Genomic DNA, 23,883 nt, shown 5'->3' with positions numbered 1-23,883 from the left:
GGATTCCCCTTCTTTTCGGGGAGCCTGTTTTCGTTTTCTTACAAGGCCGGCGGCGCACCGGGGAATAATTTTGGGGCATTAAAACAAACGAATATGACTACCACGAAACTACCGGCCATACTGGTTTCCGGCGCTACCGGCACCATCGGTTCCGCACTCGCGAAGCTGCTTGCAGAAAAAGGCACCCCCTTCCGCGCCCTCGTGCGCCCCACCGGTGCCACGCCGCACATCCCGGGTGCGGAGGTCGTCGAAGGCGATTTAAACGACCAAAAGAGCCTCAAAAACGCCCTATCGGGCATCGAGCGAGCCTTCCTCCTCACCAACTCAAGCCCGGAGGCGGAATCGCTTCAAATTGCGTTCGTCGATGCGGCGAAGGCGGCGGGTGTGCAGCACATTGTCAAACTTTCTCAATACGCTGCGCACAGGGATTCGCCGGTGCGTTTCCTCCGGTACCACGCGGCGGTGGAAGAAAAAATACTGGCTTCCGGCATGGCATACACGTTCCTGCGGCCCAATCTTTTCATGCAGGGATTGCTGGGTTTTCGCGAGCCCATCATGCAACAGGGAAAATTCTTCGCCACCATCGGCGAGGCGCCGGTGAGCCTCGTGGATATCCGCGACATTGCCGAAGTGGCCGCCGCTGCGCTCACCAATCCCGTACATGAAAACAGAATCTATACCCTCACCGGCCCGCAGGCCATCACGCACCGGCAGATCGCAGCCACCCTGTCTGCCGCACTGGGCCGCGATATCCAGTACATCGACGTACCGCCGGATGCAATGCACCAGGCGCTCATCGCGGCCGGCTTCCCTGAATGGCAGGCAGCAGGACTGATCGAAGACTACGCGCATTACGGGCGTGGCGAGGCGGCGGAAGTATCGGGCGATATCGAAGCGGTAACGGGCAGGGCTGCACGGGATTTCAACAGGTTCGTGGAAGACTATGCGGAAGCATTCCTGCCGGAGGTATTAACGAAGCGGTAAAAAATAACAAGCCACCCGGCACGCTCGCTTTCCGGGCGCGCCAGGTGGCCTGTTCAGCTTGATCCGTTTTTAGTCCGTCACAATGAACCTGACGTTCATGATCTGCCTGTCAGAACGGATGTTGCAGATATAGATGCCGGGCACCAAACCATCCGTCGGGATGTCGCCGCCGGATTCCATGCGCCCTGTCCATACCTGTTTCCCTTGCATGTTGAATACCCTCACGGCTATCTTTTCCGCTTTGCCGGATACCACGCGCACCGGTTGTCCTCTCCTGATCAGTGTGGGATACAGGGAAATTCCGTCCGCAAGTTTGCTCTCCGCCGGATTCTTCGTATACAGTTGCAGCGCTGTGGCGGGAGACAGCCTGCTGCCCGCGATCGGCCTTTCCATGGTTGCGTCCGGGAGCTGCCAGCCTACGGCCAGGTTATCGCCGCCACCGCCTTCTTTATGCACCGCTTCGATGTAGTACCGCTTGCCGGCTACTAATGGAACGGCGGCCGACTGCTGGGTGGAAAGTTTCGTCCATTCCCGCACGCCGGCGTAGTTATTGGCAATATAGGCGATGCGGGTTTTGTTGGCCGGGTTATCGTCCGTGCTGAGGTAGAGATCACTATCGTCGTCGCTGGCGATCCAGAACGTGTAATTACCGGTTTGCGGCGCGCAGATATATCCCCTGATACGGCTCACGTAACTGTCGCCCGCGTTGGTGGGGCCTTCGAAAATAGTCGGCTGACTGATGCTGTCCGGCGCCTGCGTGAAGTCGAATGAAGACAGCGTTACGTTACCGCGGTTACTCCAGCGTTCCCGCAGGATGTTGCCGGTAGCGGAACAAGCCGTAGCCAGCGGGCACCCCGTAAGGCCGATTTCAGCGGCGGACACATAAGGCGTGGCGTTGGAGGTCAGCACGCGGAAGCGTACGTAGCGGCCGTTTTTGGCGGTGAACGTCGCTGTTTTTTCCGCAGTGGTGGCGGCAAAGGTGCCGGTAGCCACGGCTGCGCCCCAGTTGGCGGGATCGTTGCTGACATATATTTCATAGTTCCTGGCAATGCCGTTGGTCCCGCCGTCCTGGCGCGGCAGGTATTGCAGGCTGCTCAACGCATAGGTCGTTCCGAGATCGATCTGTATCTCATGCGGCAACGGGTCGCTGCCACCGCTCCACTTCGTGTGCCAGAAAGTAGTGGTGTTGCCGTCTATGGCATGAATGGCGCGGCCGTTATTGGCGCCTTCCCCGGTTGTTTCCTGGCTGCTGAAGGAGTAGACGGTCCAGGCCGCTTTACTGATGGGAGCCGGCGTGGTGCAGGAAGCGGTTGCATCCCTGTAATACGCGCCCGCGGGGATGGCCTGCCTGGCGATGCCGGGGCCGGCATAGCTGACCGCCAGGCTTTCCGCACCGGTGGCTTCAAAGTATTTGATGGTGACCGCGTGTTTGCCAGCCTTCAGACCGATGGTGCCGGATTTTTCCGTGGCGCCGTGAAGCCCGTCGTGGTCCACCACCAGCGTGCTGCCGATGTATAACCGGCTGCCGTCGTCGGAGTTGAGGTAAAAGGTGTAGATGCCGTCTGTCGGCACATCCACATACCCCTTGAATTCAAAACCGAAATTATCGTTCCTGTTGCGGGGCGCCAGGTCCGGCTGGGTGACCGTTCCCGTTTCAGCAGCGGTGAGCGCGTTGAAATCCGGCAGCGCCGTCCAGGTGCCTTCAAAGTAGCGGTAGTTCAGGCCGGTTGCCGGGTTCAGCGGGTTCTCCGGCGTGCGCAGCAGGAAGCTGCAGTTGCCTGTAACGGTGATGAAATTCGTATAGGTCTGCGTGTTAGCCGCGCCGCCGGGATTGGTCACCGTGAGCGTTACATTGTAGTTGCCGGCGTTTTTGTAGGTCACCACAGGATTAACGGCGTTGGAAGTATCCGGTGTGCCGCCGGGAAACGACCAGGCAAACGTAGCGCCTGCCTTGTTGACGGAATAACTGGAGAACCGGAATTGCGGAATTTCCATGGCGCCGCAATTGGCGGTGCGTTTGTCCACCGTGATTTGTGCTTTCACGGCAGACGATTCATAAAAAGGCGTTTCCCAGATGCCGGTACCGTAGGAGGCTGCGCGCAGTTTCTCATCGCGGTAAAAAGGAATGGATTTCGTGAGGTCGAAAATGACCGGTATGCCGTTGCCATATGGCGTCCAGTCGCCAAGGGCATCGTTGCGATAGTGGATGCCCTTGTTTTTGGTGTAAAGGTAAACCCCGCCGTTCGTGCCCAGCTGGTGAACGATGCCACGCAGTTCATCATCCACGGCAGTGGTGGTGAGATTGGTCCAGCTGCCGCCGCCATTGGTGGTGCGGTATACCCGCTGCCCTGTTTTCCCGTAGCGGAACGCAATCCACAGTTCGTCGGCGCTGTTGCCGCTCAGGGTAAACGACATCCGCTGCTGATCTGTCAGCGGCAGCGTCACCTCCGCCCAGCTGACGCCGGCATTGGTGCTTTTCCAGAGTTTGCCGGCGGAGCCGACTTTCTGAAAAGCGAATATCACATCGGGATTGACGCGGGATATTTCGATCCACCGGATGGGATCGTTGGTGGCGGTGCCAAAGGTGTATAACACGTTGAACACGCTGCCACCATCCACGCTTTTGTAAATCTTGTTCTGGTAACCGGTGAATACGGTATTGTAACAACGCGGGTCAAAGGCCAGCGTGGAACTTTCCACCGCGCCGTAGCTTTCGTTGGGATCGATGTTCATTCCGAAGTTGCCGAGGGAGCCTTCCATGGTGGTGGGCAGGATGCGCCCGTTCACATCGGAAAAATACGTTTTCCGGTTTTCCGCCGGGTTGACGTATCCCGTTGGCGATTCCGCTCCTCCCAGCCGCAGGAACTTCCTGTCAGGATAGTCCTGGAAATACCCGCCGTTACCGGTGTGGTATTTACCGCCCACCATCACGTCTTCGTTCCATCCCTGCCCGAAACCCCAGAACTCACCCGCATAGATGCCGTAGTTGATCGCCACGTGGTTATTGGTGGTGAAGAAATCGGTGGAATAATTGATGCCGCCGTCTGTCGTCAGCCAGGTTTCTTCGCTGGAAGCGCCGGTGTTGTACACCTTGATGGTCTGCACGTCGGGGTGGATGCCGCTGATACTGCCGGCGTACCCGCCGACCGTTTTATATCCCGCGGCGCCATTGTCTGAACGGTAAAGACTGAGCCCTCCTATCAGCACCTTGTTGGAGTCCAGCGTTGAAGCGGCGATCCAGGTGTTGTAGAGGATCTGGTTGTACCCTCCGGCAGGCTCCCAGGGGAAGTTCATCAGGTTGGGACGTTTGCGGGTGCCGTCCGGGTTCTCGGTGTTATCGTAGGGCGCGCCCAGGTAGTTCTGCGGCAGCGTCCAGGTTTCGCCGGCGTCGCTGCTGACGTAGGTGCCGATAAATCCGTTGAACGCGCGGGTGGAGGGACTGGCGGCGCTGCCCACCAGCAGGGCGTACACCTTGTTAGGCGCGGCGGGCGTTACGGCCAGCCGTCCGCCAGGGTTGTCTTCACCGGCGCCGATGCTGAACCAGCCCGTGCTCTTGAGGGTGAAGGAGGCGCCGCTGTTGGTGGACTTGTAAAACTGCGTGAGCTTGGACGCGGCGTTATACACCAACGCGAAAATAACCGAAGAATCGTTCGCCTTGGCGGTTACGTTCCAGGAGCTGCCCGCCTGTACCAGCGAAAATGAATTGCCGTTGTCCGTAGAGCGGTAGATCCCGTTCTGCGCGGCTACCAGCATGTTCGACGAGGTGCCAACGAAATTGATGTCGCGCACTTCGCCCATGCCGGTGCCCACGGTACTGTAGGTGCTGCCGCCATCCGTGCTTTTGTACAGGTTGCCGTTGCCGCCAAAAAAGAATACATCCGGGTTGGCGGGATGCACCTTCACCGTTTTGGCGGTAGACATGTTGAGGTTGGGCGTAATGAAGGTCCAGGTCTGCCCTTTGTTGGTTGTTTTGTACATCCCGCCGCCTTCCGCGCCGCAATACGCGATCTGGGGGTTGGAGAGCGAACGGTCGAACGAATAGATGTTGGCGTGCCATGAAACGGGCTTGTTGGTGTTGGGCGCCCCGCCTTCATCTATGAAGTACGTTTCGTTGGGCCCGGCAAAAGTCCATGCCGATACGCCGGAAACCGCAGCGGCGGCGGCTACCCGGGCGTTTTCCTCCCTGGCCTGCCGCGACCGGAACAGCCGGGCTTTCTCTTCCAGCGCAGCGTTCGTAGGATAAACGGCGAACCCTTTTTCATTGACGAATTTGTCGACATACGCGCGCCAGTGTTTGTAATACTGGGTATGCGTGGTTTTGACGAAAGGATGTTCCCGGAAGTAAGCTTCATATGCCTTGTCCACCTCCCAGACGTTAGGGTCGTCCGCGTACATGAGTTTGGCCCAGTGCGGAAGCGAGGGATCGTTGACGTTCTGTTTAACACCGGGGAACTGGGCGTTAACAACAGGGCATGCGAATAGTACAAACAAAAACAGTAGCAATAGTTTTTTCATCGATTTAGGTTTGAGTGACAATGGAACGTGCAATATATCAGGTAGAAATTAAGCAGGGAAACAGCAGTTAGTATGTATGCGGGAGGGAAAATACAAAAGGCAGACAACCGCCGGTTACCGGGAAGATCAAATGTAAATTATTCGTAAAATGAATAAATGGTATTGTTTTTACTGATTTAATTGTTAGATTATTATTTGTGCAAAGGTTTGCCATGTGCTCAAACAAAAAACAGCGGCCCTGTTTCAGACCGCTGCTTCCTGCAACTAATATTGATGATGAAGTCGATAGCTCTCATTTACTTTTATCCATCGACGCCGCAATATTATCGGAGGAAAGAAAATCGACCATCTCTTTCTTTTAGGTTGGTGATCACTTCGATAGTTCCATTTACTTTATCCATAGCTGCCGCCGCATTATCAGAGAAAGAGAATGGACGTCTCTTTCTTTGAGTTTGGTGATCACTTCGATAGTTCCATTTACTTTATCCATCGCTGCCGCCGCATTATCAGAGAAAGAAGATGGGCCATCTCTTCTTTGAGATGGCCCATCTTCTTATTGTTTCGTGATCTGCCTGATAAAATCGACTTCCGTTTGCCGGTACGGTTCCCCGTTTTTCCGGAAAATATCATGGAACCAAAGCTCCGGCTCGGCGGTGTACTGTTTGGTCCAGGTATCCCAGGGATAATTGGTTTGCGACTTGCCTTCGATGAAGCCCCAGTTATAGGCCGCCACTTTATGTTTTTTAAAGATGGGCAGGATGCTTTCGAAAGTGCTGTTGCGCGGCCGCGCCATGTATTCGGTACAGATGAGCGGTTTCTGATAGCGTTTCAGCTGCGCGATGCGTTTTTCCACTTCCGTGCTGTCGTCGTACGTGTGGAACGAGATCACGTCAGATTCGGCGATCATTAACCGTTCGATGGGTTTCAGCGTGGAATCGGCTTCCCAGTTACCGGCCCATACCCCGCTGGTCAGCGGTTGTACCGGCGCTGCGGCGCGCGCCCAGGCGAATACCTTGCCCAGCAGCGGCAATACGTAATCCACTTTGTTTTTCAGTTCGACGGGACCGTATGCACTTACATTGGGATTATCCGGCTCGTTCCATACATCCCAGCACACCACGCGCGGATCGTTGGCGAATTTCTTCACCGTTTCCGTTACGTATTTTTCCAGGCGGGGATATTGGGTGCTATCCTGAAGCACTTTGATACCCGGGCTCTGCACCCAGCCGGAGTTGTGCACATGCGGTCTGGGATCGCGCTGTTTACCGGCTACGGGATTCGGGTCCCATACGGAATCGAACAGCACGAACATGATGCGGATTTTGTGTTTGTCAGCGATCTGCAGGAATTGCTCCATGCGTTTGAAGTACCCCTCCGGGTCCTGCTGGTGCAGCAGGTCGTGCAGGAACACGCGCATGGTATTCATACCGATGCCTGCGGCCAGGCCCAGTTCGCGGTCGACGGCGGCGGTATCGAAGGTTTCGGCCTGCCACATTTCCAGCTGGTTAATGGCCGAGCCGGTGATGTAGTTGGCCCCTACGAGCCATCCCTGTTTTGCGTACCATTCATTGGCTTTGGCGGCGTCCCAGACACCTGTTTGAGCGGTTTCCGTTTCTTTTGTTTGAGGCTGCCCGCAGCTGAAAAGAGCGGCTGCAGACAAGGCAACGAGGAATTGTTTATACATAATTTACGTTTAGGTGATTGCGTGGACGCATCCAATATAGAAACATATCCCTGCATATCCAAGTCAAAACAAAAGGAGCGTTCCCCCCGGAACGCTCCCCCTTTTTGACTCCTGTACCTTACTCAAAAAGTATTATAACGAAGCGCGGTAGCGCTGCAATGCCTCTGCGAAATAATAATCCGCATATACCAGGGGCACATCGATCTCGCTTTTATGCGGGATGCTGCCCACGCTGTGCATCAGCACGAAGTTACCGTTACCGCCGGCCGGCGCCCTGTAAGCGGGGCTCCCGAGCGTACGCAGCATCCGGATAGCCGCCTTGCGGTACTTCTGTTCTTTGCCTTTTACATAACCGCTCAGCTCGAACAACGCGGAAGCGGTGATGGCGGCGGCGGAAGCGTCGCGGTATCTGGTGGTCACTTTCAGGGCGTTGGAATTCACGCCGGGCTCGTACCCTTTTTCACCGGCATTAAAGTCCCAGTACGGCACTTTATCCGCCGGCAGGTTTTTATGATCGAGGAAAAAGTCTGCCATGCCCTCCGCCGTTTTGAGGAAGCGGGGATCTTTCGTTTCGCGGTACACCATGGTAAAACCATAGATGCCCCATGCCTGTCCCCTCGCCCAGGTGGAATTGTCCGCATACCCCTGCGCGGTTTCGCGGCCTTCCACTTTACCGGTCAGCGAATCGTAACACACCACATGATAAGAACTGTAATCTTTCCGGATCTGGTTCTTCATGGCCGTGGCCGCATGGGTCACCGCGATGTGGCGGAAGCTGGTGTCGCCGGTTTCGCGGGCCGCGAAAAACAGCAGCTCCAGGTTCATCATGTTGTCGATGATCACCGGGTAATAATACCGCTTGTCGCCGTGCCAGGATTTAAACTGGTTCCACGATTTGATGCTGCCGGTCACAGGGCTGAAACGCGTGCTCAGGGAGCGGGCGCTCTGGATCAGGATGTCGCGGTACGCTTTGTTGCCGGTGAGGCGGTAAGCGTTCCCGTAGCTGCAATACACCATAAAACCGAGGTCGTGGTGTTGGGTAAAATCCTTCAGCGGCTCCAGCTTCTCCGTCCAGGCCACGGCTTCCTGCTGCAGCGCAGGGTCTTTGCTGTACTCATACGCATACCAGAGGCTGCCGGGGAAAAAACCGGGCGTCCAGTCGTACATGTTCGTCGTGGTCATTTTGCCGGAGGCATCGGTGGTGCGCGGGAAAGCGAGCTTGTTCCGCGTTTCCGTTTCCTTCAGCATGAACTTCAGCTGCTGCTGCACGAAAGAAAAATTGCTGTTGACAAATCCCTCGTCTTTCCTGTCTGCCGTAAAAGCCAGCAGGCTAACCAGCACAATGGAATACAATACAGTTCTCATATTTATGGTATCACTTTAATGATTAATTCGTGCGTGGTGCTCTTTTCTTCATCGAGCGTGTGGTTAAAGGCCACAAAAGTAGCTTTATATACGCCGGGTGCGGCATACTTGTAGGCGTATTCCGTTTTTGCGGGTTCGTTGATGCTCTTGATGCCCACGCTCACATCGGGCGCCAGGCGGCCGGCGTACATGGGCTTGCTGATGATCCAGCTGGTGTTGGAAGGCGCGGTTGCCCCGCCACCCGTGATTTTAAGATCGCTTGCCGTGGCCGTCCAGCGGGCTGCTGCGGGCGTCCATACATTGCCGTAACGCGTCCAGTACGATGCGTCGTTGGCCAGCGAGGCGGCGGTGTAAGCCATTCCGTCTACCGTATTCCGCACGAAGAAGTTCGTGATCGTCCACGTACGCTGGGTGCTGCCCGTTACGCCGGTGTATTTGAAAGCGATGAAGAGCGAATCTTTTTCATTGGCCATCAGCCCGTTCAGGCTGATCGCCCCGGAAGACACCACGGTGGCGCTGGTGGCGAGTCTGGCTTTGGCCGTGATGTCGGTCCACGCGGCCCCCACCACCGACGCGGAATCGAAAGCCGTCAGTTTGTTGGTGGCCAGTACCTGTAAGGTGTTGGTCTGGGTGCCGAATTCTGCTTTGGAATCAAACGACAGTTCCAGCGTCCCCAGCGTCCACGATACCTGGCGGTTGGCGTACTTCTTCCCGTTTTCGCCGGAATAAAAGGCGATGTTGCCCGCATTCCCCGCAAAGAGGAAGCGGGTGGTATCGCCCAGTTTGTAGGTAAACGTATCTGCCACGAGTTTGGACCGGTCGAGGCTCACCGAAAAGGTGGGGTTGTCCACCTCCATGTTTTTGCTGCAGGATGCGGCCATCATGCCCAGGCCTGCCGTTATAATGATGATGTGTTTTTTCATGTGTGCTGTTTTAAGGGATGATTGAATGCTTGCACGATTACCATCCCGGGTTTTGCACCAGGTCGCGGTTAAGGTTCAGTTCATACGTCGGTTTGGGCAGCAGCACGTGCCTTGCGCTGATGTTCTGCAGGCCCTGCAAACCGTTGGCGTTGCCGCTGGCCAGCCCTGCGCCGTTGGCGGCGGCCCAGGCGGCGAACGTCTGCATGTCGCCCACAAAATTGCCCCAGCGGATAAGGTCCGCTTTGCGGAGCGCTTCAAAACACAGCTCCCGCATCCTTTCGTCGCGGATGGCCAGCTGGAAGGCTTCGCGGCTGAAGCCGGCCGGCAGGTCGGCTTCCGTACCGGTCGTGATAGCGGCGGTGGCCGTTGCAACTGTACCCGCGTAAGTAAATACCGCGCCGGTTACCGCCGCGCTGGAAGCGCCCGATGTATGCGTGGGCGGCGTGCTGGTAGCGGTACCTGCGGTAGTCACGGTATAAAGATTACCGCCGTTGGCGATCTGCTGGTTGGCCGTATAGGCGGTACCGGCAGACCATGCGGTGCCGATCACCACGGTGGGCGCGGAAGAATAATAAGAGCCGGCCGTGAGCGCGCCGGGGCTGCTCAGGTAGATGCCGGTCACTTTACCGCCGGCGATCACCGCGGTGGCAGTAGCGCCTGCGCCACCTCCTCCCGTAATCGTCACCACGGGCGCTACCGTATAACCGGTACCCTGGTTCACCACGGTAACGGACTTCACCACGTTGCCATTCTGGATACCGTATGCTCTTTTCCTCACCTGGTTGATATACGTATAGGCGTTACCGGGCCCGTTCACAAAATTCTCCGCTTCGGCACGCATCAGCAGCACATCGGAATAACGGATCACCGGCCAGTTGATGTTGTAAGTACCACCTACCCCGTTGGTATTTCGGATGGACTGCGGGCAATACTCCCGCCTGAACTTGCCGGCGCTCAGCTGCCATACGTTCACACGCGCCTGTTTGGCGCGCGGCGTGCCGCCATAGATAAAGTTGGCGCAGTTCCAGTCGCGGCGCACATCAGGCGACGACTTAAATGGTGTGGCGGTGTTGGACGCGTCGGCCTCGTAGGTTTCGAACAGTTTGCGCGTGGGCCATACCCAGGCGGCGGCGGAATAAGACGTAGGATCCGTAGCCACGAGGCCGGACTGGATACCCACGAAGTTGCCGATGTCGTTCCCGGATTTGTTGACCACACCCGCAGCTGCGCCGGCGGAGCCGATCTCCCAGATATTTTCTTTCACGTCGTACAGATCCTGGCTGAGGTTGATGAACACCTGCCGGTAATCGGGATGGAGGGCATGCAGGCCGGAATTGATCACCTTGTCGGTGTACGTGATCACGTCCGCATACTTCGTCATATCGTTTTGCGGATAACCGGCCCAGTAGAGGTACACTCTCGCCAGTACGGCCTGCACGGCGGTTTGCGTCACCACGTCGTTATACCCGAGTTTGCTGGAGGTATGCCCGGCCAGGAGCGTTTCCGCTTCTTTCATGTCTTTCACGATCTGCTCGTACACGCCTTTCTGCGGCGTGGCGGGCATGTTCACTTCGTTGATCGCCAGTGAGCGCAGCACCAGCGGCACATCGCCGTAGTTGCTGGTGAGCAGGAAATAAAAATAGCCGCGCAGGAACAGGGCCTGCCCTTTGATGATGTTGCGGCGGGCTTCGTCCACGCTGGCTTTGTCGATATTCTCCAGCAGCGAGTTGAGGTTGCCGATGCCTACGTAACAATAGCGCCAGATGCCGGCCACATGCACGAGGGATGCGTCGTAATTATACCGCAGGCCGCGGGCGTCGCCGTCGGCGCCACGGTTGGAGAGCAGCTCGTCGGTGCCGGACACAAAGTTGAAGCCCATCACCTGTGCATACAGCTCAGGCCGCATCAGGTCGCCATACACCCCGTTCAGGGCCTGCTGCAACTGTGCTTCGGTTTTATAATAAGCATCCGGGCTATAAAAATCGGTCTGTTTGGTGTCGAGGAATTTTTTACAGGAAGTCAGCCCTGCCATTGCCAAACACGCTATGATGCAAATTCGTTTCATTCCGGTAATGATTTTAATGTTCAATGTCGGACGGAACCCGGTGTGATACCCGGTTTACCGTCGTGGATGTTGCGTTGATCAGAAAGTTACATTCAGGCCCACTACATAACTCAGGGAGTGCGGGTACACGGCGTAGTCGAAACCGGGTGTGAGGTTGGTATGACGGCCGCTCACCTCGGGATCCTTGCCGGAGTAATTCGTCCAGGTATACAGGTTCTGCGCGGATGCATATACGCGCATGTTCTGTATCCTGGCGCGGCGCAGCAATTCCTTCGTTACGTTATACCCCAGCGATACCGTGCGCAGCTTCAGGTACGAGCCGTCTTCCACCACACGGGAAGAATACGCCGCATTACCCATCCCGCCTGCGCGGAACATGGAGTTGCTGGGATTGTCGGGCGTCCAGCGGTTGGCGTAGCTGGCGAACTGGTTCAGGTTCGGGTTGTTGACGATGCCGCCTTCGAACACATAACGGTTGGCATTGATGATGTCGTTGCCGTACGACCATTGCAATAATATATTCAGATCGAAATTGCGGTAGCGGAAATCGTTGCTGAAACCGCCGGTGTGTTTGGGCAGGCCGCTGCCGATGATGGTGTAGTCCTGGTTGTTCACCTGGAGGTCGCCGTTCAGGTCTTTGTATTTGATATCACCCGGGCGCACGGCGTTACGGGCGGAACCGTTCGTAGTAACGTCCGGCTTCAGCTGGTAGGTGCCGTTGGGCATCACGTCGAAGTCGGAGAACTGGTACACGCCGTCGAACACAAGGCCGTACATCTCACCCAACGGACGCCCGATCACGGAAATGTACGGGAACAGGCCGGAGTAAGTGGTGTTAAAGAAAGTGCCGGATCCGCTGAGAATGGAATTCTGCCCTTCTGTTAACGCCAGTATTTTATTGCGGTTGAAGCTGATGTTGAAGTTGCTGTTCCAGCTGAACTGCCGGTTATCGACGATCACGCCGGTAACGGTGAATTCCAGCCCCTTGTTTTCGAGCCTGCCTACGTTTTTCACGCCGGTGGAGCTTTCAACGCCCTGCATGTACGGCAGCGCGGCACTGAGCAGCAGGTCGCGCGTGGTACGCTGGTATGCATCCACCGTGAGGGTGAGGCGGTTCTTGAGGAAAGCCAGGTCGAGGCCGAGGTTGGTCTGATCGTTGGTTTCCCAGCGCAGGTTGTTGTTGCCGGAAGAAGTGATCACACCGCCCAGGGTGGTGGGCGCATTGCCGGCGGAATACCAGTAATGCAGGTTGGTAAACTGCAGCTGCGACATGTAGGCGAAGTCCCCCACCCGGTTATTGCCGGAAGAACCGTACCCTACGCGCAGTTTGGCGTCCGACACGAACTTCAGGTCTTTCATGAACTGCTCGCTGCTGAAACGCCAGGCTACTGACGCAGAGGGGAAATACCCCCATTTGTTGCCGGGCGCGAATTTGGAGGAGCCGTCCGCACGGATGGAAGCCGTCACCAGGTATTTACCCATGTAATCGTAATTCACGCGCGCCAGCAGGGAGGCCATCGTCCAGCGGCTGCTCCAGGAGGTAAGCGAAGTGTTCGCGGCCGGCGCCTGGTCTATCGCATCGAGGCCCAGTTCTTCGTTGGGGATCTGCGTGGCGGTGAGGCGGCGGTCGGCGTTTCTTGCCCCCTGCGCTTCAAACACGCCCAGCGCGGTGAAGTTGTGTTTTTTGGAAAACTGCTTCCGGTAGGTGAGCATGTTCTCGCTCCGCCAGATCGAAGAAGGCTGGTTCCAGATCGCGCCGTTCACGCCGCTGGAGCTCCATTTGCTGCCGGACTGGGTCCTGGAGTTGTTGAAAATATTGGTTTCGTTGCTCAGGGTGTTGATACCGCCGGATATGCGCAGCGACAACGATTTTGAAAGGGCGTACTCCGCATAGGCGTTAGCCAGCAGGGTATTCCTTTTATTAATGGTGATCTGGTTGCGGATGTTCTGCAACGGGTTCACGCGATAGTCCTGGTTGTTGGCCAGCTCGTTGGTGGGATCATAAAACTCGTCCACGAGGCTCACCGCGCTGTCGCGGCCTGACAGGCTGGTGGTAGGCCTGGCGCCCCATACGGAATACAGCGTGGTGGCGGAGGCGTAGAAGTTGGTGGCCGATACCGGGATGCCGTACGACTCGTTATACGCATAGTTTACGTTGATGCCCACCTTCAGTTTGCTGTTCACCGTCTGGTCGAGCGTAAAACGGCCCTGGTAGCGTTTGAAGCCACCGTTGATGATGATGCCTTTCTGGTTGTTGAAGTTGCCGGAGAGGGAGTACCGTGTTTTGTCGTTGCCGCCTCTCACGGAAATGTCGTGGTTCTGGTTCTGGCCGGTCTGGTAAATGTAGTCCTGGAAGTCCGTGCCCTGTACGTTTTTATAATCCTCCAGCTTGATGCCTTTGGCCAGGTAGATGGAATCGCGGATGCCGGGGTTGATTTCCCCTACGTACCGCACGAATTCATACGGGCTCATCAGTTCCACCTTTTCCGGCACCTGCTGCCAGCCGTAATACCCGTTGTAGGTGACCTGCGGCGGCCCTGTTTTGCCTTTTTTGGTGGTGATGAGGATAACCCCGTTGGAACCGCGGGCGCCGTAAATGGCGGTGGCGGAGGCGTCTTTCAGCACGTCGATGCTTTCGATGTCTGCCGGGCTGATGGCGTTGGCGTTGGAAGCTTCCGTGGGAAACCCGTCGATCACGTAAAGCGGCGAGTTATCCTGTGTAATGGAGCCCGCCCCGCGGATCACGATGTTGGCGATGGAGCCCGGCTGCCCGTCGTTGCTCGCTACGGCCACACCCGCCACACGGCCGGCCAGGGCTTCGTCGAACGACTTCACCGGCGCCTTCTCGAAGTCCTTCATGTTCACGCTGCCCACGGCGCCGGTCAGGTCTTTCCGTTTCTGGGTGGCGTAGCCTACCACCACCACGTCGCTGAGTTGGCCCGCTTTTTCTTTCAGCACCACGTTATATGCGGCGCGATCGTTCACGGTCGTCTCCACTCTTTCAAACCCGATGAAGGTAAATACGAGGATGGCGCCCGGGGTGGCCTGGAGGGAAAATTTGCCGGCGGCGTCGGTACTGGCGCCGGCCTTACCGTTTTTTACCGTCACGGTGACGCCCTGTAATGGTTGTCCGCTTTCGTCTTTGACGGTTCCCGTCACCGCTTTTTGCTGGGCCGAAAGCATTAAAGGAAAGAGTAGCACCCAAATTGTCCCCAAAAAATACTTTAAGGCATAACGGGAATTTTCAACATCAATTTTCAAACGCATAACAATGATTTTGGTGGAATAGGTGGAATTTCAAATCACATGTTCACAAATATTAGGATCGGGGGGAAGAACAGGGGGTGATAATTATAAATGATTGGGGTGAATTTTATAAACCACCGTTTAATAGACTGATTTTCAACATCATGGGAAAATAATAATTGGAAAATTCCCCCTCCTCCGCGCCGCACATTCTTATCTAATGCTTATATTGGGGCCATGTTTTTTCCACGGCGGGTGTTTATCTGGATATGCATGTTGCTGGCTTTTCAACGGGCCGGGGGGCAAAGCATTGCTTTTAACCACCTGACGATCGAAAACGGGCTGTCACATAACTCGGTGCTTTCGATTGCGCAGGATAAACGGGGGTTTATGTGGTTCGGCACGCGGTACGGGCTGAACCGGTACGACGGACAGCGATTCCGGATTTACCGCAACGAACGGAACGACAGCACCTCCATCCCCGAGCACCAGGTGCTTTATATTTTACCCGACAGCAAAGGCAACCTCTGGATCGGCAGTACCCGCGGGCTGGCCCGCTACCTGCCAGAAAAAGATGCTTTTGAACGGATCAGCCTGCGCCAGGCCAACGTACAGCCGGGCGTCACCTTTATATATGAAGACAGAAAAGGCCGCCTCTGGATAGGCACTTATTATGGGCTCTTCCTTAAAACCGGCAGCGGCTTCCGGCATTTCATGCGGGAGGCCGACAGCAGCACATTGGCCGGCAACAGTATCCGCTGCGTATTCGAAGACAGCCGGGGCGCCATCTGGGTGGGCACCACCACCGGCCTCAACCGCCTTACCGAACAAAACGGGCAGTTCAGTTTCGAAAGTTTCCGGCAGGGCGACGGCCTTACGTCCGGTTACATCACCGCCATCGCGGAAGACCGGCAGGGCCGCCTGTGGCTGGGCACACAAACCAACGGCATCAGCCTGTATGATCCCATCCGGCAAACCTTCAGCGCGCTTGCCGGCCCGAAACCCGTCAACCCCAACGTCCGCCGTATCATTACCGACAAGGCCGGCAAAATGTGGATCGGTACGCAGGAAGGCCTGAGCGTGATAGACCCGGCCAGCTTCAGCGGCGCCAACTACCAGCATAATCCCGGCAACAAAAAGAGCCTCAGCCAGAATTCCATCCACGCCCTTTTTCAAGACAACAACGGATCCGTCTGGATCGGCACCTATTTCGGCGGCGTGAACATGATACACTCTTCCGGCACCGCCTTCAGCACCATCCAGAGCCATCCGCCGCAGCCCGGCCTCAGCAACAACGTGGTGAGCGGGATGCTGGAAGACGAGCATCATAACCTGTGGATAGGCACCGAAGGCGGCGGCCTCAATTATTATAACCGCAGCACCAACACTTTCCGGGTATACCGGCATGAAGCAGGCAGGCCCGGCAGCATCGGTTCCAACCTGGTGAAAATGGTGTATGAAGACAAAGACCGCAACATATGGGCGGGCACGCACGGTGGCGGGCTGAACCTCCTGCAGCCGGGCGGCACCTTCAAACAGTTTTTCTTCAACCAGAACGACCCCGGCACACTGACGCTGGAGGTCACCAGCCTGCTGGAGGATTCCGGAAACCGCTTCTGGGTAGGCTGCAATTCCGGGCTTTTCGTGACGCGGCGGCAGGGCAACGAGCTCATCCCTATCCCGGATACGAACCTGAAGGCCTTGCCCCCTTACGTCCGGAGCCTGATGGAAGACAGCCGGCGGCGCATCCTCATCGGCACTTCCGAAGGCCTGTTCGTGTATGAAAACAACCAGCTCCGGCAGCTGCGGGGCGGTTATATCAATTCCGTGACGACGGACAGCCGCGGCAATTACTGGGTGGGGCTGTATTACGGCGGCATGGCCTGCTTCGACAAGAACCTGCAGCAAACGGCGCTATACACCGAAAAAGACGGGCTGCCCAACAGCAACGTCATCGGCATACTCGAAGACCGGCAGCAGCACCTCTGGATCAGTACCGATAACGGCCTGGTGAAGTTCGACCCCGCCACCAAAAAATTCCAGACTTACACCACCAGCGACGGCATCGCCGGCAACGACTTCAACTATAATGCGCTGCTGAAAGACAGCCGGGGAGAGTTTTTCTTCGGCGGATTCAACGGCATCACCAGTTTTTTCCCGGAAAAGATCGCCGCCAATACTTACTCCGCGCCCATGGTATTCACCGGCCTGCGCCTCTTCAACAAACCGGTGGGCATCGGCGGTGAGGAGCGGTTGCTGCGGCAGGATATCGGCTTCACGCCTTCACTCCGTTTCCGTCCCAACCAGGAAGTGTTCACGCTCGAGTTCGCTTTATTGAATTACATCCGGAGCAACAAAAACCGTTATGCCTATCAACTCGAAGGCGTCGACCGCGACTGGATAGAGACCACCACACCGGCCGTCACTTATACCAACCTCGCCGCCGGCAGTTATACTTTCTGGGTGAAGGGCGCCAATAACGACGGGGTATGGAGCGAGCCCGTGCGCATGGAGATCACCATATTGCCGCCTTTCTGGCGTACGTGGTGGGCTTATTGTATTTATGCCCTGCTTGCGGCCGGCATTTTCTTTTTCGTCACCCGTTATTTCTTTTTGCAGGCACTGTTGAAGAAAGAGGAAGACCTCCATCAGGTGAAGCTCAACTTCTTCACGAACGTGTCGCACGAGATACGCACCCACCTTACCCTGCTGATGGCGCCGGTGGAAAAGATGATCAGCATGCTGCCCACTGGCGACCAGCTGCAGCAGCCGCTCGGACAGGTGCGCAACAACGCCAACCGCCTGTTGCGGCTGGTGAGCGAACTGATGGATTTCCGGAAAGCGGAAACCAGCCACCTGGTGCTGCACGTGGAAGAACAGGACCTCATCCCCTTCCTCGCCGGCATCTGCGAAAACTTCCGGGAGCTGAGCCTCAGCCGGCAGATCAAAATTTCGTTCAGTCATGATATGGCGCAGGCCCTGTTGTATTTCGACCGGGAGCAGCTCGACAAGGTATTCTTCAACCTGTTGAGCAACGCCATCAAATTCACGCCGGACGGCGGGCGCGTGAGCATGCACGTGGCGCGCGGGAAGGGCTCCTATATTGTTACCGTCACCGATAACGGGCGGGGCATTGCGCCGGAATACCTGCCGAAACTGTTCACCAACTTCTTCCAGGTAGCGGATCACGGCCTGCAGAATACCGGCTACGGCATCGGGCTGGCATTGTCGCGCAACATTGTCGAACTGCATCACGGCAGCTTGTCGGCCGAAAGCGATCCGCCGGAAGCAGGAAAAGAAGGCCGGACCTGTTTTACCGTTACGCTGGCCGAGGGCCGGCAGCATTTTGCCGGTACGCCGCATGTGGTGGGCGCTGCACCCGTTCGCCGCGCTGCTACAGCCGGTGAAACGGACGTGATGACGGCGACCGTTGCCGCCGCCCCGGTAACCGCACCCGGCGGTAACCGGTTCACCATCCATATCATCGAAGACAATCCCGAACTGCGCGAGCTGGTGCGGGAAACGTTCAACCGGCAGTACGAGGTGCTCGAAAGCGAGAACGGCGCTGCCGGGCTGGCATTGGCCGCCGAACAAATCCCCGACCTGGTGATCAGCGACGTGATGATGCCCGAAATGGACGGCCTGCAACTGTGCCATGCCCTCAAAACCGACGAGCGCACCAGCCATATCCCCGTCATCCTGCTCACGGCCAAAAGCTCCCAGTCAGACCAGGTGAGCGGCCTGGAAACCGGGGCCGACCTTTACCTCACCAAACCCTTCAGCACCCGCGTGCTGGAACTGAACGTGCGCAACCTGCTGGCGTCCCGCGAAAAGATGCGGGAGAAGTTCAGCCGGCAGCTGCAGACCACCGAGCCGCCCGTGGTGGCCGATGCCGTGCCCAATACCCTCGACAGCGCTTTCCTCGAAAAGGTGATGCAGCTGGTGGACGAGCATATGGACGACCCGGAATTCGGGGTAGACATGCTTTCCCGGAAGGTGGCCATGAGCCAGCCCGTGCTTTATAAAAAGCTGAAAGCCGTGACCGATATGTCGGTCAACGATTTTGTAAAGTCGCTCCGCCTGAAAAAAGCCGCCGAGCTCATCCGTACACGGCGCCATACCGTATACGAGGTGGCGTATATGGTGGGGTATAACGACCGGAAGTATTTCAGCCGGGAGTTCAAGAAACAGTTCGGCAAAACCCCGTCCGAGTTCGCCGGCGAGCCATAATTATAAAAATCCCCCCATTTATTTAGGATATTCTCCCCTGCTGCCCGTATAGGTCAGTTAGATTTGTAATGACACGGTGTTGTATGTTCCACGCGCTTTTCTTCCACCAAAATCATCAGTTATGAAGAACTCGTTACTCTTTTTTGTGTTCTTAGTCCTGAGCACCGGCCCGTTAAAGGCACAAACAGAATTCACCACGATCATGGACCGCGTCAAGGCCGATTTACTGGCCAGCGCGCCCGGCGTCACCACCCTCGACAACGGCGTAACATCCACCCTGGCCACCCTGCAAACCAACGGGTCCTGGCCCGACATCAGTTACGCTTACAGTTCCACCACCTATACGGCCGATCAGCACGTTATCCGGGTCAAGAACTTCGCCCTGGCCTATTGCCACTCCGGCAGCACCCATTACCAGAGCACCACCGTGTTTAACGCCATCGTCAGCGCCCTGGGGTACTGGGACACGGCCGACCCGCAGAGCTGGAACTGGTATCATAACCAGATCTCCAACCCGCAGATGCTGGGCGAGATCATGATACTGCTGTACAACACGCCGCAAACGCTGCCCGCTACCCTGCGCAGCAACCTGCTGTCGCAAATGAACCGGGGCAACCCCGCCGCCCAGACCGGCGCCAACAAACTCGATGTGGCCACCCACTTCATCTACCGCGCCTGCCTCACGGCCGACACCACCCTGATGCAGACCGGCGTAACAGAGGCCTTCCAGCCCATTTCCTACACGACGGCCGAGGGCATACAGTACGACCTGTCGTACCAGCAGCACGGCCCGCAACTGTACGTGTTCGGGTATGGCTCCGTACTGGTCGGCGGCGAGATCAAAGTAGCGCATTACCTGCGCCAAACGTCCTACGCCCTGTCCGGCACCAAACTCTCCCTTTTCAGCAACTTCGTGCGTAACGGCTACCTGCAATCGATGCGGGGAAAGTACATCGACTTCAGCGTGAACGGGCGCAGCATCAGCCGGGTCAACAACCTTTCGCAAAGCGGGGTGAACAGCCAGCTCGGCAAACTCAAACAGCTCGACACCGCGTATATAACGGCGTACGACCAGGCGATAGCCCGCATCCAGGGCACACAGCCGCCGTCGTACATGATCACGCCCACGCATACCCAGTACTGGCATTCCGATTATACGGTGCATCACCGGCCGGGGTATTTCTTCGGGCTCCGGAATGTGTCGCCCCGTACGTCCAAATCCGAAAACGGGAACGGCGAGAACCTGAAAGGGTATTACCTGTCCGAAGGCGCCACCAACATCGCTATCAATGGCAACGAATATTACAACATCCAGCCGGTGTGGGACTGGAGCCGTATACCTGGCACCACGGTGCCTTATATCACTACGTTTCCGCTGCGTGCGGCCTGGGGCGGCAACTACGGCACCGCCGCCTTCTCCGGTGGGGTGACCGATTCCCTGTACGGCGCCACCGCCCTTGCGTTCAACGATTACAATACGCAGGCGCGGAAGGCGTGGTTCTTCTTTGACAATGAGGTGGTTTGCCTCGGCGCGAACATTACCTCCACCGCCACGCAGCCCATCAACACCACGGTGAACCAGTGCCTGCTCAACGGCACGGTAACGGTGCTTGACAACGGCACACAAAGCAATGTATCCGCCGGCACTTACAGCTACAACAACACCCTCAAATGGATATCGCATAACGGCGTCGGTTATTATTTCCCGGCCGGCGGCAACGTGCAGTTGAGCACCGTGGCGCAGAGCGGTACCTGGAAGAGCATCAACAACGGCGGCACCACCACCACACAGACCATGAACGTGTTCCAGCTCTGGTTCAATCACGGCACGCAGCCCACCGGCGGCAGCTATGCCTATTATGTGATCCCTGGCGCGAACATGCCGCAGTACGACACTACCGCCATCCGCATCGAACAGAACAACGCCAACGTACAGGCCGTGCGGCACAAGGGGCTCAATATCTGGCAGATCGTATTTTACCAGGCGGGCACCTTCGCCACCGATTCCGTTTCGGTGACCGTAGACCGTGCCTGCGTGCTGATGCTGAAACAGGTAGGCAGCACGAACGTGCAGGTGTCGGTGGCAGACCCGGCGCAGTCGTCCGCGCCGGTGAACGTATACCTCACACTGCCCAACATCCCGCAAACCCGCCATCTTTCCTGTACCATGCCTTCCGGCAATTATGCAGGCTCCAGTGCGGCGTTTACCGTGAACCTGTCCACACCCGTTTATTCCGCCAGCCCCGTTCCCGCCGTGGCGGACGCATACGTTCGCAACGGCACCTATGCCGCCAACAATTACGGCACGGCCACTTCGCTCGTCATCAAAAAAGACGGCACCGGCTATAACCGGGAGGTGTTTTTCAAGTTCGACGTATCCGCGCTCCCGGCTCTTACCAGCCAGGTGAAACTGCGGCTGTACGTGAATTACGCCAACACCGGCGTGGCCAACGTACCGTGGATTGCGCAATACGTGAGTAACAACAGCTGGACCGAAACAGGCATCAACTTCAACAACATGCCGATCGTCACCTCCAACGTGGATACCACCAACGGTGCGGGCGTGGGCAATTACGTGGAGTGGGATGTCACCAATGTGGCGCTCGCGCAGCAGCAGGGCGACGGGTTCCTGACGCTGAAGATCGTTGCCAATGCTACCGGCAGCACAACGGACGCTTCTTTCAGTTCCCGTGAAAGCGGCACCGTGGAGCAGCGCCCGGCGCTCCAGGTCACGACAGACTCCGGTCTTCTTTCAAAAATGCCCACGCAGGAAACCGTGGTGGAAGATGGGGTCCGCGTATTCCCCAATCCCGCCAGCGCGTTCATCCGCGTGGAAACGGCATCCGTCTATCACAAAGCCGAGCTCAGGGATGCCACCGGTAAAATCATCCGGGCCGAAACCCTCGACGGTAAACGGCAGTTCGAGATCAACCTCCAGGCTGTAAAAAGCGGCGTGTACATTTTACAACTCAGCGGAGCGCAAGGGAAGGCAACAAAAAAAGTGATCAAACTATAACCATACCCTGTAACAAACCGTGTCAAAAAATGAACAGGCCCTTTCCCGGGCCTGTTTTTTTTATGTTGCGCGCGCCGTCAAACCCGCTGCAGCGCGGAGGTACGCCCATGCCCCTGTTCATTCCTGCGCCGGCCGTCCCGGCAGGCGGCGAATGTGAACGATAGTTCGTATATTGCTGACTTTCCCTTTTTTGTAATGAAGTACCCGGTGTTACCCGCAGGAAAGACCTGCCACCCTATTTTCCGGTTACTCCTGTGGTCCTTATGAAAATACCCGGAACTGCGATATGAAAAGTTATCCCCCTATTAAGCTGGTGATTGCGGATAGCCAGGACATTTTCCGGGAAGGCCTTGTTCAGATGCTGGCGGGCGAGCCCGGGATAGATGTGGCGGGCGCAACGTCCGGCGGCCACGAGCTCCCTTCCCTGTTGCAGGCATCTCATCCAGACATTTTACTGGCAGACGCAACGCTCCCGTTCCACAACGGCCATACGCTGGTCGAATATGTACAGTCGTCTTTCCCCGCGGTGAATATCATCGTGCTATCGCTGCAGGAAGAAGTCGATCATGCTGTGGCCATGCTGAGGGCCGGCATCCAGGGTTACCTGATCAAAACGGCGCCGCTGGCTGAGATACTGGAGGCCATCCGCACGGTGCATAACAAGCAGCCGTATTACAGCCGTGCCGTTTCCGGCAAACTGCTACAGCTGGCGGCGCAGGGTTTGCTGGGGCCGCAAACCATCGCGTTCAGCGAAAAGGAAACGGCGATCATCCGGCTCACCTGTGAAGATCTGAGCGCCAAGGAAATCGCGGCGCGGCTGCGATTGAGCAGCAGAACCGTGGAAGCGTACCGGCTGCGCATCATGGAAAAGATGAATGTCAAAGGCACCGCCGGCATGGTCATCTACGCGATCAGGCACCACATTTGTTCCCTGTAAACATACCACGTAATATTACGCAGCTCTCATCGTAGATTTACCATTTCCTTCTGTCTGTTGCTGCATTAATTTAGAACGCTCAATTGATCCTTCAAATCCTATTACACATGGCAACACAGTACCCCTACACGCAGTCGGCAAACCTCGTCAACAGCGTGACCACCAACACCGTAGTATCCCTGAATGGCGGCATGCAGGTAGCCCAGATCAGTTTCAACAATCCTTCCGGCCTGTTGGGACAAATCACTTTATCTCCTGTACAACCCACTGCGAACAACATCGAATTCAAACGCGGCAACCAGGTTGTGTTCATCCAGACGATCAGCTTCCGTGCGGCCTTCGGGTTCGAGACCGGGCAGGTTACCTGTGAGGGCGAGGCTACCGACCAGGACGGGAAAAACAAAACTCCTTTTAATGCACAGATCGCCAGCTGGTCCAATTAAGACCGGTACAGGCAGATCGTAACCGGACATTTTTCATGAAAACAGCGCTGCTCCTGCTGTGTCTGTTACCGGCGGTGCTCACGCATGCGCAAACGGGCAAACGAGCAGTGAATGACACGACCTGTTTTCCCCGGGCATTCATGCAGCCCGGCCAATGCAAAAACCGCCAGCTGGGCGACCTGCTGGTGGGTTTTGCACTGGACAGCACGGGTACCGTTGTGACCTGCGTGCTGCTGCTCGCTACGCAACCCGTGGGCGTTTGCACGTTAACCGCCACCAATAACAGTTACCAGTTCAACGTAAAACTGGGCAACAGCTATTCAAACGGCTATATCACTTTAAACCTGGAAGCGTCTGGCGGAGCCAGCACGCTTACCGGTAACTTCCTCTATTCGGTAGAAGCGAACAACACCCGGTTCACATTCCAGGGCGCACTAACGGCCTGGTATGTACGAGCCATAAATCCCTGATCTGC

General features: G+C 56.7%; 12 protein-coding genes. 6 read left to right on the top strand and 6 right to left on the bottom strand.

Annotated elements, in window-relative coordinates; genetic code table 11:
- Nucleotides 1-93: 93 nt before the first annotated feature.
- Entirely contained in the window at nt 94-984 is an 891-nt protein-coding gene (locus EGT74_RS25280) for an SDR family oxidoreductase (protein WP_123849400.1), read from the top strand.
- Nucleotides 985-1,053: 69 nt separating this feature from the next.
- Here EGT74_RS25280 and EGT74_RS25275 read toward each other — a convergent pair whose 3' ends face one another.
- From EGT74_RS25275 to EGT74_RS25250, 6 genes are all read right to left on the bottom strand, one after another.
- On the bottom strand, nt 1,054-5,499 hold the full coding sequence (locus EGT74_RS25275; protein ID WP_123849399.1) for a PA14 domain-containing protein: 4,446 nt from the start codon (nt 5,497-5,499) through the stop codon (nt 1,054-1,056).
- A gap of 553 nt (nt 5,500-6,052) precedes the next feature.
- Nucleotides 6,053-7,183 carry a cellulase family glycosylhydrolase gene (locus EGT74_RS25270; RefSeq protein WP_123849398.1) on the bottom strand — a complete coding sequence of 377 codons (1,131 nt, stop codon included), beginning with the start codon at nt 7,181-7,183 and terminating at the stop codon, nt 6,053-6,055.
- A gap of 132 nt (nt 7,184-7,315) precedes the next feature.
- Complete coding sequence (locus tag EGT74_RS25265) at nt 7,316-8,548, bottom strand: glycoside hydrolase family 88 protein (RefSeq protein ID WP_123849397.1); 1,233 nt, start codon at nt 8,546-8,548, stop codon at nt 7,316-7,318.
- A gap of 2 nt (nt 8,549-8,550) precedes the next feature.
- Nucleotides 8,551-9,471, bottom strand: a complete 921-nt coding sequence (locus tag EGT74_RS25260) for a DUF5017 domain-containing protein (protein WP_123849396.1) — start codon at nt 9,469-9,471, stop codon at nt 8,551-8,553.
- Nucleotides 9,472-9,508: 37 nt separating this feature from the next.
- Nucleotides 9,509-11,536, bottom strand: a complete 2,028-nt coding sequence (locus EGT74_RS25255; protein ID WP_123849395.1) for a RagB/SusD family nutrient uptake outer membrane protein — start codon at nt 11,534-11,536, stop codon at nt 9,509-9,511.
- Nucleotides 11,537-11,614: 78 nt separating this feature from the next.
- Nucleotides 11,615-14,719 carry a SusC/RagA family TonB-linked outer membrane protein gene (locus EGT74_RS25250; protein WP_123849394.1) on the bottom strand — a complete coding sequence of 1,035 codons (3,105 nt, stop codon included), beginning with the start codon at nt 14,717-14,719 and terminating at the stop codon, nt 11,615-11,617.
- A 336-nt stretch (nt 14,720-15,055) separates the two neighbouring features.
- Here EGT74_RS25250 and EGT74_RS25245 point away from each other — a divergent pair, with 336 nt between their 5' ends.
- The 5 genes from EGT74_RS25245 (at nt 15,056) to EGT74_RS25225 (ending at nt 23,878) form a co-directional block, all read left to right on the top strand.
- Complete coding sequence (locus tag EGT74_RS25245; RefSeq protein ID WP_158618296.1) at nt 15,056-19,012, top strand: hybrid sensor histidine kinase/response regulator transcription factor; 3,957 nt, start codon at nt 15,056-15,058, stop codon at nt 19,010-19,012.
- 121 nt (nt 19,013-19,133) lie between these two features.
- Nucleotides 19,134-22,028, top strand: a complete 2,895-nt coding sequence (locus EGT74_RS25240; protein WP_123849392.1) for a polysaccharide lyase family 8 super-sandwich domain-containing protein — start codon at nt 19,134-19,136, stop codon at nt 22,026-22,028.
- 286 nt (nt 22,029-22,314) lie between these two features.
- The gene (locus EGT74_RS25235) at nt 22,315-22,965 is read left to right on the top strand and encodes a response regulator transcription factor (protein WP_123849391.1); all 651 of its coding nucleotides are present in this window, start codon (nt 22,315-22,317) and stop codon (nt 22,963-22,965) included.
- Nucleotides 22,966-23,072: 107 nt separating this feature from the next.
- On the top strand, nt 23,073-23,408 hold the full coding sequence (locus EGT74_RS25230) for a hypothetical protein (RefSeq protein WP_123849390.1): 336 nt from the start codon (nt 23,073-23,075) through the stop codon (nt 23,406-23,408).
- Nucleotides 23,409-23,443: 35 nt separating this feature from the next.
- Entirely contained in the window at nt 23,444-23,878 is a 435-nt protein-coding gene (locus tag EGT74_RS25225; protein ID WP_123849389.1) for a hypothetical protein, read from the top strand.
- Nucleotides 23,879-23,883 lie beyond the last annotated feature (5 nt).

Source organism: Chitinophaga lutea, assembly GCF_003813775.1.
Taxonomy (GTDB): Bacteria; Bacteroidota; Bacteroidia; order Chitinophagales; family Chitinophagaceae; genus Chitinophaga; species Chitinophaga lutea.
The sequence above is the reverse complement of the archived record's forward strand: the minus strand, read 5'-3'. Positions and strand labels throughout refer to the sequence as shown.